The 14,356-nt window shown below is 53.4% G+C and carries 17 protein-coding genes and 4 tRNA genes; 12 read left to right on the top strand and 9 right to left on the bottom strand.

Annotated features, from left to right (window positions below; genetic code table 11):
- Window position 1 precedes the first annotated feature (1 nt).
- The 4 genes from THEAM_RS03725 to THEAM_RS03710 form a co-directional block, all read right to left on the bottom strand.
- Window positions 2-487 (bottom strand): NADH-quinone oxidoreductase subunit C, encoded by a 486-nt coding sequence (locus THEAM_RS03725; protein ID WP_013537486.1) that lies wholly within the window; start codon window positions 485-487, stop codon window positions 2-4.
- Complete coding sequence (locus THEAM_RS03720) at window positions 484-957, bottom strand: NADH-quinone oxidoreductase subunit B (protein WP_013537485.1); 474 nt, start codon at window positions 955-957, stop codon at window positions 484-486. The genes THEAM_RS03725 and THEAM_RS03720 overlap by 4 nt, the downstream gene beginning before the upstream one ends.
- Window positions 948-1,313: an NADH-quinone oxidoreductase subunit A gene (locus tag THEAM_RS03715; protein WP_013537484.1), complete on the bottom strand. Its 366-nt coding sequence runs from the start codon at window positions 1,311-1,313 to the stop codon at window positions 948-950. Before THEAM_RS03715 ends, THEAM_RS03720 begins: the two co-directional genes overlap by 10 nt.
- Before the next feature lie 76 nt (window positions 1,314-1,389).
- On the bottom strand, window positions 1,390-1,968 hold the full coding sequence (locus THEAM_RS03710; protein ID WP_013537483.1) for a Fe-S-containing hydro-lyase: 579 nt from the start codon (window positions 1,966-1,968) through the stop codon (window positions 1,390-1,392).
- A gap of 82 nt (window positions 1,969-2,050) precedes the next feature.
- Between THEAM_RS03710 and THEAM_RS03705 the strand changes: the two genes are divergently transcribed.
- Window positions 2,051-2,851, top strand: coding sequence for a glucosaminidase domain-containing protein (locus THEAM_RS03705; RefSeq protein ID WP_013537482.1), 801 nt, complete (start codon window positions 2,051-2,053; stop codon window positions 2,849-2,851).
- Window positions 2,823-3,824 carry a polysaccharide deacetylase family protein gene (locus THEAM_RS03700; RefSeq protein WP_013537481.1) on the top strand — a complete coding sequence of 334 codons (1,002 nt, stop codon included), beginning with the start codon at window positions 2,823-2,825 and terminating at the stop codon, window positions 3,822-3,824. The genes THEAM_RS03705 and THEAM_RS03700 overlap by 29 nt, the downstream gene beginning before the upstream one ends.
- Here THEAM_RS03700 and THEAM_RS03695 read toward each other — a convergent pair whose 3' ends face one another.
- Window positions 3,825-4,427, bottom strand: a complete 603-nt coding sequence (locus THEAM_RS03695; RefSeq protein ID WP_013537480.1) for a peroxiredoxin — start codon at window positions 4,425-4,427, stop codon at window positions 3,825-3,827. It lies immediately after the preceding gene.
- Window positions 4,428-4,513: 86 nt separating this feature from the next.
- Here THEAM_RS03695 and THEAM_RS03690 point away from each other — a divergent pair, with 86 nt between their 5' ends.
- Window positions 4,514-5,338 carry an RluA family pseudouridine synthase gene (locus tag THEAM_RS03690; RefSeq protein ID WP_013537479.1) on the top strand — a complete coding sequence of 275 codons (825 nt, stop codon included), beginning with the start codon at window positions 4,514-4,516 and terminating at the stop codon, window positions 5,336-5,338.
- A gap of 9 nt (window positions 5,339-5,347) precedes the next feature.
- Here the strand turns inward: THEAM_RS03690 and rpoD are convergent, their stop codons facing one another.
- The 4 genes from rpoD to THEAM_RS03670 are packed head-to-tail and all read right to left on the bottom strand — an operon-like array spanning window position 5,348 to window position 9,779.
- Complete coding sequence (gene rpoD / locus THEAM_RS09840) at window positions 5,348-7,039, bottom strand: RNA polymerase sigma factor RpoD (protein ID WP_013537478.1); 1,692 nt, start codon at window positions 7,037-7,039, stop codon at window positions 5,348-5,350.
- A gap of 15 nt (window positions 7,040-7,054) precedes the next feature.
- Window positions 7,055-8,686 carry a DNA primase gene (dnaG, locus tag THEAM_RS03680; protein ID WP_013537477.1) on the bottom strand — a complete coding sequence of 544 codons (1,632 nt, stop codon included), beginning with the start codon at window positions 8,684-8,686 and terminating at the stop codon, window positions 7,055-7,057.
- Window positions 8,687-8,746: 60 nt separating this feature from the next.
- Entirely contained in the window at window positions 8,747-9,199 is a 453-nt protein-coding gene (gene lspA / locus THEAM_RS03675) for a signal peptidase II (RefSeq protein WP_157629607.1), read from the bottom strand.
- A gap of 1 nt (window position 9,200) precedes the next feature.
- The gene (locus tag THEAM_RS03670; protein WP_013537475.1) at window positions 9,201-9,779 is read right to left on the bottom strand and encodes a CPBP family intramembrane glutamic endopeptidase; all 579 of its coding nucleotides are present in this window, start codon (window positions 9,777-9,779) and stop codon (window positions 9,201-9,203) included.
- 51 nt (window positions 9,780-9,830) lie between these two features.
- Here THEAM_RS03670 and purS point away from each other — a divergent pair, with 51 nt between their 5' ends.
- The 9 genes from purS (at window position 9,831) to THEAM_RS03625 (ending at window position 14,352) form a co-directional block, all read left to right on the top strand.
- A complete protein-coding gene (gene purS / locus THEAM_RS03665) occupies window positions 9,831-10,088 on the top strand; it encodes a phosphoribosylformylglycinamidine synthase subunit PurS (protein ID WP_013537474.1) in 258 nt (85 codons plus the stop codon).
- Window positions 10,088-10,783: a phosphoribosylformylglycinamidine synthase subunit PurQ gene (gene purQ, locus THEAM_RS03660; protein WP_013537473.1), complete on the top strand. Its 696-nt coding sequence runs from the start codon at window positions 10,088-10,090 to the stop codon at window positions 10,781-10,783. The genes purS and purQ overlap by 1 nt, the downstream gene beginning before the upstream one ends.
- Window position 10,784: 1 nt before the next feature.
- The gene (gene kdsB, locus THEAM_RS03655) at window positions 10,785-11,522 is read left to right on the top strand and encodes a 3-deoxy-manno-octulosonate cytidylyltransferase (RefSeq protein ID WP_013537472.1); all 738 of its coding nucleotides are present in this window, start codon (window positions 10,785-10,787) and stop codon (window positions 11,520-11,522) included.
- Window positions 11,512-13,137 (top strand): CTP synthase, encoded by a 1,626-nt coding sequence (gene pyrG, locus THEAM_RS03650; protein ID WP_013537471.1) that lies wholly within the window; start codon window positions 11,512-11,514, stop codon window positions 13,135-13,137. The genes kdsB and pyrG overlap by 11 nt, the downstream gene beginning before the upstream one ends.
- On the top strand, window positions 13,127-13,957 hold the full coding sequence (murB, locus tag THEAM_RS03645) for a UDP-N-acetylmuramate dehydrogenase (RefSeq protein WP_013537470.1): 831 nt from the start codon (window positions 13,127-13,129) through the stop codon (window positions 13,955-13,957). The genes pyrG and murB overlap by 11 nt, the downstream gene beginning before the upstream one ends.
- A 49-nt stretch (window positions 13,958-14,006) precedes the next feature.
- Window positions 14,007-14,082 (top strand) — tRNA-Lys (locus tag THEAM_RS03640).
- A gap of 7 nt (window positions 14,083-14,089) precedes the next feature.
- Window positions 14,090-14,167 (top strand) — tRNA-Glu (locus THEAM_RS03635).
- 10 nt (window positions 14,168-14,177) lie between these two features.
- Window positions 14,178-14,253, top strand: a tRNA-Ala gene (locus THEAM_RS03630).
- 22 nt (window positions 14,254-14,275) lie between these two features.
- Window positions 14,276-14,352 (top strand) — tRNA-Ile (locus THEAM_RS03625).
- The last annotated feature ends 4 nt before the right edge of the window (window positions 14,353-14,356 follow it).

The raw sequence follows: 14,356 nt of genomic DNA, 5'->3' as shown, positions 1-14,356 counted from the left end.
TCTACTCCCAGTCCCATACCTGACAAGGCTCTTCGTAACCTTCAAGGGGGAAGTCCTTGCGCAAGGGGAAGTAGGGGTACTTCTGAGGGAGGAGGAGCTTCTTGAGCTCCCTTCCCTTAAAGCGCACGCCGAACATCTCGTAAACTTCCCTCTCGAGCCAGTCGGCGGCCCGCCAGAGGTCTAAAACAGTGGGAAGCTCGTCGTTTTCCGCCCAGCACTTTACCCTGAGGTTGTGCCCCTTCTCCAGAGAGCGGAGCTGGTAAACAACAACCACCCTCGGCGTGTGCTCCGGGTAGTCTACGGCGGTAAGGTCAACGAGCATATCCATCTTGAAGTTGTCGTCGAGCTTGAGGAACCTCAGGAAATCTTTAATGGCCGACTTGTCAACGGTTACGCACACCTCACCGCGGAAGCGGGTAACATCGGTTATGGCCGACTTAAACTCCCTCTGAAGGAGGTTCAGAAGCTCCTCACCTACGTACCTCATTCCTCACCGCCTACAACGATGGGCTTATCCCTCTTTATCTTCTCCTGGAGCATAATGAGGGCCTCGTAGAAGGCCTCGGGCTTTGGAGCGCAACCGGGAACGTAAACATCTACGGGAACTATGCAGTCGAGGCCCCTGAGGGTTGAGTAGGTTTGGAAGATATTTCCGCTTATGGCACAGCTCCCTATGGCTATGGCCCACTTAGGGTCGGGCATCTGGTCCCACAACCTCTTTATGATGGGAGCCATCTTACGGCTGATTGTCCCGCACATTATGAGCAGGTCACACTGGCGGGGCGTGTTCCGGAAGATAACCCCGAACCTGTCGAAGTCGTAGCGGGACGCAGCGGCGGCCATCATCTCTATGCCGCAACACGCAGTGGCAAAGGCAAGGGGCCAGAGCGCCCCCTTCCTGCCCCAGTTTATAAGGTCTTGAAGCTTTGTAAGGAAAACTCCCTCTCTCAATCCCACTTTAAAGCCCCCTTAACAACTGCGTAGAGGAAGCCCACAAGGAGTATCGCAACAAAGACGAAAGCCTCGACTATACCGAGAACGCCCAGCTCCCTGAAGGCAACCGCCCAGGGGAAGAGGAAAACCGTTTCGAGGTCGAAGAGGAGGAAAACGAGGGCGAGGATGTAGAAAAAGGCAAAGTAGCTTCCCTTAAGGGGCTGTATCCTCGGAATACCGCACTCGTAGGGCTCAAACTTTTCGCGGTTGGTTCTGTCTATTTTCAGAAACTTGTTTGTTATCAGGTTTACGTTGGGTACAAGCAGTGCAACCGTCAGAGCTATGAGGAGGAACAGGAAGAGAACGAGATACGCTCCCAAAAGCCCACTCCTTTGTTAAGGATATGTGTATATTCGCAAAACGGCATAGAGATTTTAACAGAAAATTTACACTTTGTTAACACTTCTTCAGCTCCGGGTCCTCTATAAGCTCGTACTCACAGCGCCCCATAGTGTAAAGGTCGTTACCGTAGATGTCGTTTACGACGAAAGCGGGGAAATCTTCAACAACCAAGCGCCTTACGGCTTCTGGGCCCAAATCTTCGTAGGCGATAACCTCGGCAGACTTAACGCACCGTGCAAGGTAAGCGGCAGCACCTCCTACGGCTCCGAAGTAAACGCCTTTATACTTCTTAATCGCTTCTATGACCTCCTTGCTCCTGCTCCCCTTACCAATCATTCCCTTAAGGCCGGCTTCAAGGAGCTTGGGCGCATACGGGTCCATCCTGTAGCTCGTTGTAGGGCCTACAGAGCCTATCGGCCTTCCCGGCTTTGCCGGGGCAGGGCCGGCGTAGTAGATAACCTGGCCTTCAAGGTCAAAGGGCAGGGGTTCTCCCCTCTCAAGGGCTTCAACCATCCGCTTGTGGGCCGCATCACGGGCGGTGTATATCACTCCGGAGATTAAAACGAAATCACCTGCCTTCAGCTTCTCGATGGTAGAATCGCTGATGGGGGTCTCTATTTTTATTGCAGACATGCAAAACCTCCCGGGCTGTTTTAGACCAAGTATAACAAATGGGAATAAATTCTCGAGCGGCAAACCCTTTAACGGAGGGGTTTTGAGGAAGTTCTTCGTAAGCGCGTGCCTTGCCATAGGAAGTTTGAGCTTCATAAACGGTATCTCGGAAGTTAAAAGCGACAGCACTCCTGCCAGAAACTTGCAGACCCTCAACTGCGGAACCCTCGACATACCGATAAACTTCGGCTTTAAGGTTCGGAGGGAGGAGTTCCCCTCCCACGTTAGCCTCAAAGGGCTGCCGGTTCAGGAGAGGAAGGAGAAGTTCATAGAGCTCCTCTTACCGCTCATAGAGCGGGCAAACGCCGAAGTTTTAAAGGAGAGGGCCTTCCTCCTTTCGGTAATCCACAAGGGGAAGCTCTCTAAGGAGGAAGAGCAGAAGCTCGAGGCCCTGAAGAAGAAGTACAGAACAGACTCCATAAAGGAGCTCCTAAAGCGGGTTAACACCGTTCCGCCTAGCCTGGTGCTTGCCCAGGCCGCCGTTGAGAGCGGCTGGGGAACGAGCCGGTTCTTCACAGAGGCCAACAACATATTCGGCATGTACTCCTTCCACGGCTCAAAGTGTATGAAGGCAAGGGGCTCAAACGCGTGCCTTAAGGTTTACGACAACCTCTACCAGTCGGTTAAAGACTACATATACAACCTCAACGTGGGCTGGGCCTACGAGAAGTTCAGGGATTTAAGGAGCAAAGGGGCCGGCGTTAACGCCCTCCTTGAGGCCCTCGGGAAATACTCCGAACTGGAAGGTAAGTATGTGGAGCTCGTTCGGTCGGTTATTAAAAAGAACAACCTTGAGCGCTTTGACGAGTCTGAGTTTGCTTCTGCCGGCAGGGGCGGCAGATAACTACGCCACCGTTTTCATCTACCACCGCTTCGGCGACCCCCGCTACCCCACAACTTCGGTCTCGATGGAGGACTTCGAGAGGGAGCTCCGCTACCTAAAAAAGTACAACTACAACACGATTACGGTGGCGGAGCTATACAAAATAGTCAGCTCGGGAAGGCCCATACCCCCGAAAACGGTTGTAATAACGATAGATGACGGCTACAGAACCACCTACAAGGCCTTTAAGCTCCTGAAAAAGTACCGCATACCCGCAACTGTTTTCCTCTACATGGAGGCGGTAGGCAGGTACCCAGACTTCCTCACGGAGAAGCAGATAGAGGAGATGAAGCGCTCGGGGCTCATAGAGTTTGAGAACCACCTCTACAGCCACCCGAATTTGGGGCTGTTGAGGCTGAAGCTCCCGAAAGAGGAGTATCTTAGGGTCCTCCGGAGGGAGGAGAGGCTCTCAAGGCAGAGGTTCAAAAAACTAATAGGCAGGGAGCCCCGGTTCCTTGCATTCCCCTACGGGGACTACGACAGGCTGAGCGTTGAGTTCTTCCTCGAGAAGGGTTACAAGCTCCTCTTTACCCAAGACCGGGGCAGCTACGGCGGAAGGGGGAAGCTCGTTCCCCGGATGGCAATTGTCGGCAGCCAGTCGGGGTTCAGGAAGTTCGTTCGGGACCTGGAAATAGAGCCTCTACCCGTAGAAAAGGCAGAGCCCGGTTACGGGGTTCTCAAGGAGAACCCGGTAAGGCTGTCGTTCTGGGTGAAAAACCCTGAAAAGTTTAAAAGGTGCTCCATTTACGCCTCTGGTTTAGGGTGGATGGGAGCTGAAAGAAAAGGGAACAGGGTTGAAACCGCTAAAGCGGTAACCCTTGTGAAGAGGAAAACGCGGGTAGGATTAAGGTGTTGGAACGCGGAAACCGGTAGAAAAGCCGAATACTTTTACTTGGTTCTTGTGAAAAGGCCGGGCAGACACCCGGCCCAGTAGTTAGGAGAGTATTTCGTCGATTGTGATAACGGTTCCGACCTTTCCTGCAATGTCCGGACCGGGCTTGAGCGTCTTCTTGCCGGGCCTCCAGTTTGCAGGGCATACCTCGTCGGGGTGCTCGTAAACGTACTTCCAAGCCTCAAGCTGCCTGAGGAGCTCGTTTACGTTCCTTCCTACAGGCGGGTTGAGAACCTCTTCGGCTACAATGATGCCGTCGGGGTTTATTATGAACCTACCGCGCCTTGCAAGGCCGGCCTCTTCGATGTAAACGCCGTAAGCCCTTGCAGTTTTACCGGTGGGGTCTGCACCGAGGGGGAACTTAAGGTCCTTGAGGAGAGGCTCAACCTCGCAGAAGAGCTGGTGGCTGAAGTGGGTGTCTGTGGAAACTGCGAGTACGTCTGCTCCGAGAGCCCTAATTTCGTCGATTTTAGCGTTAACGGCGGCAATCTCGGTGGGGCAGACGAAGGTAAAGTCTGCAGGGTAGAAGCAGAGAACGAGGAACTTTCCTGCGTAGTCGGAGAGCTTCACAGTTGTGTATTCCTTCTTGACCGGGTCGTAAGCCTGAAGCTCAAACTCAGGCGCCTTCTGTCCTACTAACGCCATTTCTTCCCTCCTGAAATTTATTTTCATTCTTAAATTTGACAGAAAAAGCTCTCTGTGTCAACTATATCGGAGCAAAATTTCCCGACTTGAGGAGGTGGAAAACGGAGAGGGTAGAGCTCAGAGCCAAGGGAGGAGAGAGGCTCGTTGAGTGCGTGGCAAGAAGGGCAGGCTCTAAGAAAAGGGCCAAGAGGCTCATAGACGAAGGGTTGGTTTCTGTAAACGGCCAAAAGGAACTCCTTGCGCGAAGGAGGCTTAAAGGAGGCGAAGTTGTAAGGTTCCCCCTCACGGAGGCCCCTTTTAAGCCGCCGAACGTGAAGCTCCTGTTCAGAGAAAGGGGAGTGTGGGTCTTTGAGAAGCCCCCGTTTATAACCACAAACGAAGGGGAGAAAAGCCTGGAGGAAACCGTAAGGAAGCTCTTTAACCCGAACCTTAAGGTGGTTCACAGGCTCGACAAACAGACAACGGGGCCGGTTATAGCCGTAGAAAGCGAGAAACTCTTTGAAGCCTTTAAAAAGCAGTTCAAGAGAAGAGAAGTTAAAAAAGAGTACCTGTGCCTTGTAAAGGGAAAGCTCAGAAGCAGACAAACGGTTAGAAGGCCGATAGACGGCAAGAGCGCCGTTTCGTTAGTTACCCCTTTAGAGCATTTCAAAAGGGCAACCCTCTGCAGGGTCGAGATAGAGACGGGAAGGAAACACCAGATAAGACGCCACCTGGCCTCTGTGGGCTACCCGGTTGTAGGGGAGTTCCTCTACTACAGGGGCAGCTGGCCGGAGGAGCTCCTCTTCTGTCCGAGAATCGCCCTCCACTTCCGGAAGCTCTCTTTCACCCACCCGGCAACGGGCAAAAGGATAACGGTGGAGTCGGAGCTACCCAAAGACCTTAAAGAGTTTATAGGGGAACTGGAGAGGTAACTTTGGAAGCTACCTCTCCAGGAATATGCTGAGGTCTATGTTCAGACCGGAGTTCCTCAGCTTCCTGAGGGCCTTAGACTCTATCTGCCTGATTCTCTCCCTTGTGACTTTCAGCTCTTTACCAACCTGCTCCAAGGTGTGCTCGGGGTAACCGTCGAGGCCGAACCTCAACTTGAGAACCAGGGCCTCACGCTCGGAGAGCTGAGATAGGAGCTGAGAAACCTTCTCCTGAAGGTCTTTCTTTATAACCTCCTGCTCGGGAATGGGGCTCTTGGTGTCTTCAATGAAGTTGCCGAGGGTGCTGTCTTCGTCGTCGCCTATGGGGGTTTCGAGGGAAACGGGCTCCTGGGCAAGCTGAAGTATGGAGCGCACCTTAGAGGCGGGCATCTTCAGGCGCTCGGCAATCTCCTCGGGCTTTGGCTCCCTGCCCATCTCCTGGAACATCTGGCGGGAGATTTTTATCACCTTGTTTATGGTCTCTATCATGTGAACGGGTATCCTTATGGTCCTTGCCTGGTCGGCTATGGCCCTTGTTATGGCCTGCCTTATCCACCAGGTTGCGTAAGTAGAGAACTTGTAGCCCCGCCTGTACTCGAACTTGTCAACGGCCTTCATAAGGCCGATGTTCCCCTCCTGGATAAGGTCGAGGAAGTGGAGCCCCCTGTTTATGTACTTTTTGGCGATACTCACAACGAGCCTCAGGTTGGAGCGAACGAGTATCTGCTTCGCCTCTTGGGAGTCCTTCTTGTAGAAGTAAATCTTCTCTGCAAGCTCGTAGAAGGCGTTACGGGGCATATCAAGGGACTCAAGGACGGAGCGGTAGGTCTCCTTCGTATCGAGGTACTTCTTAACCATCTTCCTGATTTCGCGGGTGGTGTAACGGGAGGCGTCTATCTTCTCCCTGATTTCATCGTCGTCGAGCCTGTGGCAAATCTCCTCTATGGGAAGGCCGAGGAAGGAGAGCTTCCCGCTGAGCTTCTGAAGGCTCCTCTCGCTCTTTTTAAGGAGCTTGTACTTGTTGTAGATGTCGTCTGCGAGCCTTTCGTATATGGAGTAAGAGAGGGGAAGCTGTCTGAGGAGGCCGTTTATCTTCGCCCAGGTTTTTAGGTAGGCCCTTTTAACTTCGGCGTTTCTCTTATTCCTGTAGTACTGCTTCTGAAGCCTGTTAAACTCGGGAAGGAGCTCCTTTATCTGCTCCACTATGGAGAAGAACTTCTTCCTCCTCTGGCTCTCTCCCCCTTCTGCAAAGTCGTCGGGGGAGCGCATAATGTCTCTGACCTTTATCTCACCGTTCCTTATGCGCTCTTCCGCCTCGAGGACGTAGTTCAAAACGGCGCTGGTTTTTAGTAGGTAGCGAACGAGCGCCTTCCTGCCAAGCTCAACCCTCTTGGCCAAAGATATTTCCTCGTGGCGCTTCAGGAGGGAAATGCCGCTCATCTCCCTTAGGTAGAGCCTTATGGGGTCGTCGGAGCGGGGTATCGTGTCGGGGGCTATGGTTATCTGAAGTTTTGAAAGGTCTACGTGGTCTTCGCCCTCCTTTGGTATAATCTGGATATCGTACTCGTCGAGCTGGGTTATTAGCTCTTCTATAAGTTCGGGAGTGAGAACCTCTTCATCTAAGTGTTCCATAAGCTCGTCAAAGGTGATGTAGCCCTTCTCCTTCCCCAGGGCAATAATCTCTTCAAAGTTGAGCCTGTCCAAGGCCAGCCTCCTCGGTTATGTGGTTTGTAGTGTATGTAAAGCCTCGAGCTCTCCCCTCTCAAGGCGGAAAATGAGCCTTTTAAGCTCCACTTTCCGGGAGAAGTCCTTCACCTTCTTCAGCCTGCGTTTAAGCTCTTTAATCGCCACCCTGCAGAGGCTCCTGTTTATGTCTGCGTCGGTTACCTCAAGGAGCATAAGCTCGCTGATGTAGTCGGCAAGGTCGGGGAACTGGAGCTGAAGCTCCACCGGGTCGGTACCCCCCGAAGAGAGCAGGGTGTAGAGCCTTGCAGAAACCGGAGAGATGAAGATGTTCGGGGATACCTCTATCGGAAGGCTCCCCTTACCCTCAACGAGGGCCTTTATGAAGAGTTTCTCGTAAAGAGGCGGCGAAATACCGTTGTCGTGGCTCTCCTGCCGCCTTACGGCAACCCTTACCTTAAGCCAGCTCTCGTCTATGCCGAACTCTGCTGCAAGCAGGGCAAGGTACTCCCTGTATAGGAAGGGGTTGCTCCTCTCCAGAGGGGCAATAGCCTGACCCACCTCCTTTAGGAAGAGGGCCTGCTGCTCGCGGCTCAGGGCGGAAGCCACCGCAACGGCCCACTTTATAAAGGGCTGAGGCGACTCGAGCAGAGCTAAAAGCTCGGGAAGCCTACTGCGGGCCATAGAGTCGGGGTCTTCGCCGTCGGGGAGCTGAACCACCCGGGGCTCACATCCGAGGGAGAAGAAAATCTGGGCCGCCCTGAGGGTGGCCTTCCTGCCCGCAGAGTCGGCATCAAACAGCAGAACCGGCGAAGGGCTGTAGCGCTTGATGAACCTGGCGTGGTTTTCGGTAAGGGAGGTTCCCATTGGAGCAACGGCCCGCCTAACGCCGGCCTGATAGAGGGAGATAACGTCGAAGTAGCCTTCAACCACTATTATCTCCCGCTTCCTGAGAACCTCTTCCTTAGCCTGGTAGAAGCCGTAAAGGAGGTTACTCTTCTTAAAGAGCTCCGTTTCCGGCCCGTTTATATACTTGGGAGCGCCGTCGCCGCCGTTTAGAACTCTTCCGGCAAACGACACAACTTTACCGGAGTGGTTGAATATGGGGATTATGAGCCTGCCCTTGAAGAACTCCTTCCCGTTTTTACCGACGAGCCCTAAAAGTTCCGCCTCCTCCCTTTTAAGGTTGAGCTCCCTGAGGTATCCGGGAGGGGCGTAACCGAGGAGGAACCTGTCGGCGGTCTCCTTTGAGATTCCCCGCTCTTTCAGGTAGTTTAAGACGGTTTCGAGTTTGGAGTTGAAGTACTTGGCAACTCTGTAGGCGGTCTCTTCAAGGTGAAGCTCTTTTGAGTCTTCCCTGAAGGCGTCTTTGGGAAGCTCTATGCCGGCTATTTCGGCTACCCTCTTCACCGCCTCCCAGAACGGAAGGTTCTCGTACTTTTCAACAAAGGTTATGGCGTTGCCGCCTACTCCGCAGCCGAAACACTTGAATATCTGCTTTTCCGGGCTGACAACAAACGACGGGGTTTTCTCCGGGTGGAAGGGGCAGAGGGCTTTAAAGTTGCGGCCAGACTGCTTAAGGTCGATGTAGTGGGATACGATGTCTACGATGTCTACTCTGGAGAGAAGCTCCTGGACAAAGGAGTGGGAGACCTTCAAGCTCCCCAATTATACCACCTCGTTTTCACTTGTATGTGCACTCTAAAATTATTCACCTCTTAACCAAAGTCAACTTCGCCTGAGAAGCAGCAGGAGAAGCCCCAAGAGCACGGCTACATCGGCAACGTTAAAGGTGGGGTAGTGGTAGCTCCCGAGGTAGAGGTCGAAGAAGTCGACAACTTTACCGCTGAAGACTCTATCGTAGAGGTTGCCGAGGGCACCGCCTAAAACCAGCCCCAAACCTACGTAGGTAACTGTTTGGTGCTCCCTTTTAAGGCCGTAGTAGAGGATAAACAAAACAACACCGAGGGGAAGCAGTATAAGGAAGAAGAGCCGGGCCAAGCCGGTGGTTCCGGCAAAAAGGCTGAAGGCCGCTCCCGGGTTCTCTGCAAGGCGGAGCTGGAAAAAACCGGGTATAACGGAGACAACCTTCCCCGATAAAAACTTGAGGGCAAGGAGCTTCGTAACCCTATCTGCCAAAAAGGTTAAAAGGGCAACGGTCAGAAAGAGCAATCGCTTCAAGTTAGCACCCCGCAAAACTATAGATAACGTCTGCAAGCCAGTGAAAGAGAATCGGAGCCACTATCGAACCGCTCCTCTCGTAGAGCCACCCCATAACGAGCGAGGGGAAGAAAACCTTAAACATGGCCGGATTATAGTAAACGAAGGCGTGGGCAACTCCAAAGAGCACCGACGAGAGCAGGTTGTTCTTAGAGAGCAGGCCCGGAATCAGCTCCTCGTTTTCAAAGGTAGCGTAGAAAAAGCCCCGGAAGAAGGTCTCCTCGGCAACGGCAACCAAAAGGTAAAAGAGTAGCGCCTCTGCAGAAAGGGAGAGCTTAAGGTGGAAGTGGTGGCAGAGGGCGTAAAAGGGAACCAGGACGGCTGCCGAAACGCCCAAGCCCCAAAGGGCCCCTTTGAGGTAGTTCCGGTATCCGAGCTCCTTAAAGGAGAGCCTGTGGAGAACGGTGGGAATTCCCACCATGAAGAGGAAGTTTATACCTGCAGAAACAGAGGGGAGAAACCGTAAAGTAAACGCGGCCACGAGTATGACAAGGAAGTAGCTCCTCATAAAGGAACAGGAGGGACAGTCCCTTAAAGCCAAAGCTCCTCCAATGTATAATTTGACCCTGAAAATATACCCCGGGAGAGGAAGATGGCGACGTACCTTGTTAAAGTGTTTATCAGTTACAGAAAGGGAGTTCTTGACCCTCAAGGTGTAGCCGTTGAGAAGGCAGCCCACCAGCTCGGGTTTACAAAAGTGAGGAACGTAAGGGTGGGCAAGTACATAACCATGGAGATAGAGGCCGACTCCGTAGAGGAGGTTAAGAGGGAAGTAGAGGAGATGGCAAAGCGTTTCCTCGTGAACCCGGTGATAGAGGAGTACACCTACGAAGTGGAAGAGGTGAAGTGATGAAGTTCGGCATACCGGTATACCCGGGAAGCAACTGCGACAGAGATGTAGGCTGGGTTATAGAGAAGGTTCTGGGCCACGAGGTTAAGTACCTGTGGCACAAGGAGAGAGACGTTAAAGGGGTTGACTGCGTAATCGTACCCGGAGGGTTCTCCTACGGAGACTACCTGCGGGCAGGGGCGATGGCGAAGCTCTCCCCCGTAACGGAGGCCATTTACGAGTTTGCCCAGAAAGGGGGACTCGTAATGGGCATCTGCAACGGTTTCCAGATACTCCTGGAGGCCGGACTGCTGCCGGGCGCAATGCTCCCGAACAAAGGGCTCACCTTTGTCTGTAAGTTCGTCCACCTTAAAGTGGAGAACAACCAGACGCCCTTCACAAGGCTTTACGAAAAGGGGGAGGTTGTAAGGATACCGATAGCCCACGCCGAGGGCAACTACACCTGCCCGCCGGAGACCTTAAAAGAGATAGAGGAAAACGGTCAGGTGGTTGTAAGGTACTGTTCGCCCGAGGGGGAGGTTTCCGAAGAGTACAACCCCAACGGCTCGCTGAACAACATTGCCGGCATATGCAACAAACGGGGAAACGTTTTCGGCCTCATGCCGCACCCCGAAAGGGCTTCGGAGGCGATTCTCGGCTCAACCGACGGCCTGAGGATGTTTAAGTCAATCGTTGAGGGGGTTTTAACCGCCTGATATGAACAGGCTCGTAGTTGTAATTCCTGCAAGAATAGGCTCTACAAGGCTCCCGAGGAAACCCCTGATTCGGCTGGCAGGGAAGCCCCTTATATGGTGGGTGGTGAAAAGGGCGAAGCTCTTTACAGACAACGTTTTAGTGGCAACAGACTCGGTAGAGGTTGCAAGGGTCGCCAAAGAGGCGGGTGCACGGGCGGCCATGACCCCTTCGGAGCTTCCCAGCGGAACCGACAGGGTCTACCGGGCGGTAAAGGGGATTGAGTGCCGATTCGTCATAAACCTTCAGGGAGACGAGCCCCTGGTAACCCCGGAACACCTTAAAGCGGTTCTGAAAGGGCTCGAAGCCGGGGCAAACTTCTCAACCGTTGCAACCCCCTTCAGGAGCGCAGAAGAGGTAAAGGACCCGTCGAAGGTAAAAGTTGTAACCGATAGCTCCGGTTTTGCCCTTTACTTCTCGAGGAGCCCCATCCCCTACACGAGAGACGGAGAGATTGAGCCAGGTAACTACCTAAAACACCTTGGAATTTACGGCTACACAAAGGAGGCCCTCGAGAAGTTCGTCAACTGGCCGGTCGGCAGGCTCGAGGGGCTGGAGAAGTTAGAACAGCTCAGGATACTGGAAAACGGCGAGAGGATAAAAGTGGAGCTCGTAGAGAAAGAGCTCCACGGCGTAGATACGCCTCGGGACGTTGAAAAGGTAAACAAAATCTTAGAGAAGGAGCTGGCAGATGGCCTCTAAGCTGATATTCGTAACAGGAGGAGTGCTCTCATCTATCGGCAAGGGAATTACTGCGTCGTCTATCGGAACGCTCCTTGAGAGCAGGGGGTTGAAGGTAACGATTCAGAAGCTCGACCCCTACCTCAACGTAGACGCAGGAACTATGAACCCCTACCAGCACGGAGAGGTTTACGTTACCGAAGACGGAGCCGAAACCGACCTGGACCTGGGCCACTACGAGCGGTTCACCTCCGCAACGATGAAGCGGATAAACAACGTCACCTCCGGACAGATTTACCAGGAAATCATCCAGAAGGAGCGGAAAGGGGAGTTCCTCGGAGGAACGGTTCAAGTAATACCCCACGTTACCAACCTGATAAAGGAGAAGATTCGTCAGCTCATGTCCACCGACGTTGACGCTGTTATAGTTGAGGTGGGCGGAACGGTGGGCGACATAGAGGGACTGCCGTTTCTCGAGGCCATCAGACAGCTCGGAGCGGAAGTCGGCAGGAGCAACGCCATATACATCCACGTAACATACGTGCCCTACGTAAAGGCGGCGGGAGAGCTCAAAACCAAGCCGACCCAGCACTCGGTAAAGGAGCTGAGGGCAATCGGTATCCAGCCCGACATAATCGTGTGTAGGGCCGAGCGCTCCATTCCCTCGGCCGTAAAGAAGAAGATTGCCCTCTTCGCCAACCTTAAGGAGCACGAGGTTGTAACGGCGAAAGACCTGCCTACCATATACGAGGTTCCGCTGGTTCTCCAGAAGGAGAGGCTCGACGAGCTCATCATAGAGAAGCTCCAGATTCCCACAAACAAGGAAGCAGACCTTACCCAGTGGAAAGAGGTTGTAAACAGGATAAAGAAGCCCACAGAAGGCAGCGTAAGAATAGCCATAGTGGGTAAGTACGTAGAGCTTCCCGACGCCTACAAGAGCATAATAGAGTCCTTCGTTCACGCAGGTGCCGCAAACAACGTAAAGGTTGAAATTAAGTGGGTAAACGCCGAAGACCTCACCACAACGCCGGCTGAAGAGCTACTCTCCGACGTTCACGGGGTACTGGTTCCCGGAGGATTCGGAGAGAGGGGTATAGAGGGGAAAATCGAGGCGGTTCGGTTCGCCAGGGAGAGGAAAATTCCCTTCTTCGGCATATGCCTCGGGATGCAGTGTGCCGTTATAGAGTTTGCCCGCAACGTTGCCGGACTAAAAGGGGCAAACAGCGCCGAGTTCGATAGAGACACCCCCTACCCGGTTATCGACCTTATGGAGGAGCAAAAGGGAATAGAGGAGAAGGGTGGCACCATGAGGCTCGGTGCCTACCCGTGCGTTTTGAAAGAGGGGACATTCAGCTTTAAGGCCTACGGCCGAAAGGAGATATCCGAAAGGCACCGCCACAGGTACGAGTTCAACAACGCCTTCAGAGAGACCCTCGAAAAGGCCGGGCTGGTGATAGCGGGAACCTCCCCCGACGGGAAGCTCGTAGAGGTTGTAGAGATAAAAGAGCACCCGTGGTTCGTTGCCGTTCAGTACCACCCGGAGTTTAAATCCAAGCCTATGAACCCTCACCCCCTCTTTGTAGATTTCGTGAAAGCGGCAAAGGCTATAAGGGACTCAAGGGAAGTTGCAAGCTGAGATACTGCCCGCAGCTGCGGTAACCACCATAGGGCTGGGAAGCAGCAGGAAAGTCTGGTTCCCCGAAAACCTCACTGAGCTCAAAGAGCTCGTTAAAAGGGGCCTCTACCCCTTGGGTGGGGGCTCCAATCTCGTACTCAAAGACGAACCCGACCGGGAGCTCCTCTCTCTTAAATTCCTAAAGAAAGCCGAATTCAACGGAAACCACCTGAAGCTCGGTGCAGGAGTAACCCTCCGGGAGATTCTTACGCTCCAGTCACAGAAGGGCTTTTTACTGCTGGAGTTCCTGGCCGGCATTCCCAGAGCCACCGTAGGCGGCTTAATCGCTCAAAACGCAGGGGCCTTCAAAAAAGAAGTCAAAGAGCTGCTCGAATCTGTAACCTTCATTACCTACAACGGCGAGGTTGCCACCCTCACGAAAAGTGAAATAGAGAAGAGCTTCGGCTACAGAGAGAGCCCCTTCCCGAAAACGGGGGTAGTGGTTGAGGCGGTTTTCAGAATCACCCCCTCACCTGTAAACAAGGTAAAAAGGTTAATCAGGCACTACTTAAAAAAGAGGCTCGAAAAACAGCCTCCCCCCGTAAAAACGGCAGGGTCAACTTTCAAGAACACGCCGGCCGGAGCAGCCGGACTGCTCCTTGACAGGTGCGGCCTGAAGGGCTTTAGAGTCGGAGGGGTGAAGTTCTCGGAGAAGCACGCAAACTTCACAATCAACGAAGGGGGAAGTTTCAAAGAGTTTGAAGAGCTTATAGAAATTGCAACCCAAAGAGTTTACTCAACTTACGGGGTGAAGCTGGAACTCGAGGTAAAAGTGGTTTAAAACTATTGACACCGCTTCAATAAGGCCTATATTATTGGCCAGCTACAGTGGGCCGGTAGCTCAGCTGGTAGAGCAACGGACTTTTAATCCGTAGGTCGGAGGTTCGATCCCTCCCCGGCTCACCACTTAAGCGTCCCCATCGTCTAGCCCGGCCTAGGACACCGGCCTTTCACGCCGGCGACGGGGGTTCGAATCCCCCTGGGGACGCCACTCAACAAGTGGGGCCGTAGCTCAGCTGGGAGAGCGTCAGGCTGGCAGTCTGAAGGTCGCGGGTTCGAGTCCCGCCGGCTCCACCATTTAACCACCCTCCTCAAACGTGGGCCTGTAGCTCAGTTGGTTAGAGCATCCGGCTCATAACCGGACGGTCGGAGGTTCGAGTCCTCCCAGGCCCACCACCTT

Origin of the sequence: Thermovibrio ammonificans HB-1 (assembly GCF_000185805.1) — a bacterium.
Lineage (GTDB): Bacteria > Aquificota > Aquificia > Desulfurobacteriales > Desulfurobacteriaceae > Thermovibrio > Thermovibrio ammonificans.
The sequence above is the reverse complement of the archived record's forward strand: the minus strand, read 5'-3'. Positions and strand labels throughout refer to the sequence as shown.

Bases quoted from the DNA above. Each gene is read 5' to 3' on its own strand.
- THEAM_RS03695 (WP_013537480.1), bottom strand. From the start codon at position 4,427: ATGGCGTTAGTAGGACAGAAGGCGCCTGAGTTTGAGCTTCAGGCTTAC.
- THEAM_RS03725 (WP_013537486.1), bottom strand. From the start codon at position 487: ATGAGGTACGTAGGTGAGGAGCTTCTGAACCTCCTTCAGAGGGAGTTT.
- THEAM_RS03710 (WP_013537483.1), bottom strand. From the start codon at position 1,968: ATGTCTGCAATAAAAATAGAGACCCCCATCAGCGATTCTACCATCGAG.
- purQ (WP_013537473.1), top strand. From the start codon at position 10,088: ATGAAGTTCGGCATACCGGTATACCCGGGAAGCAACTGCGACAGAGAT.
- pyrG (WP_013537471.1), top strand. From the start codon at position 11,512: ATGGCCTCTAAGCTGATATTCGTAACAGGAGGAGTGCTCTCATCTATC.
- purS (WP_013537474.1), top strand. From the start codon at position 9,831: ATGGCGACGTACCTTGTTAAAGTGTTTATCAGTTACAGAAAGGGAGTT.
- kdsB (WP_013537472.1), top strand. From the start codon at position 10,785: ATGAACAGGCTCGTAGTTGTAATTCCTGCAAGAATAGGCTCTACAAGG.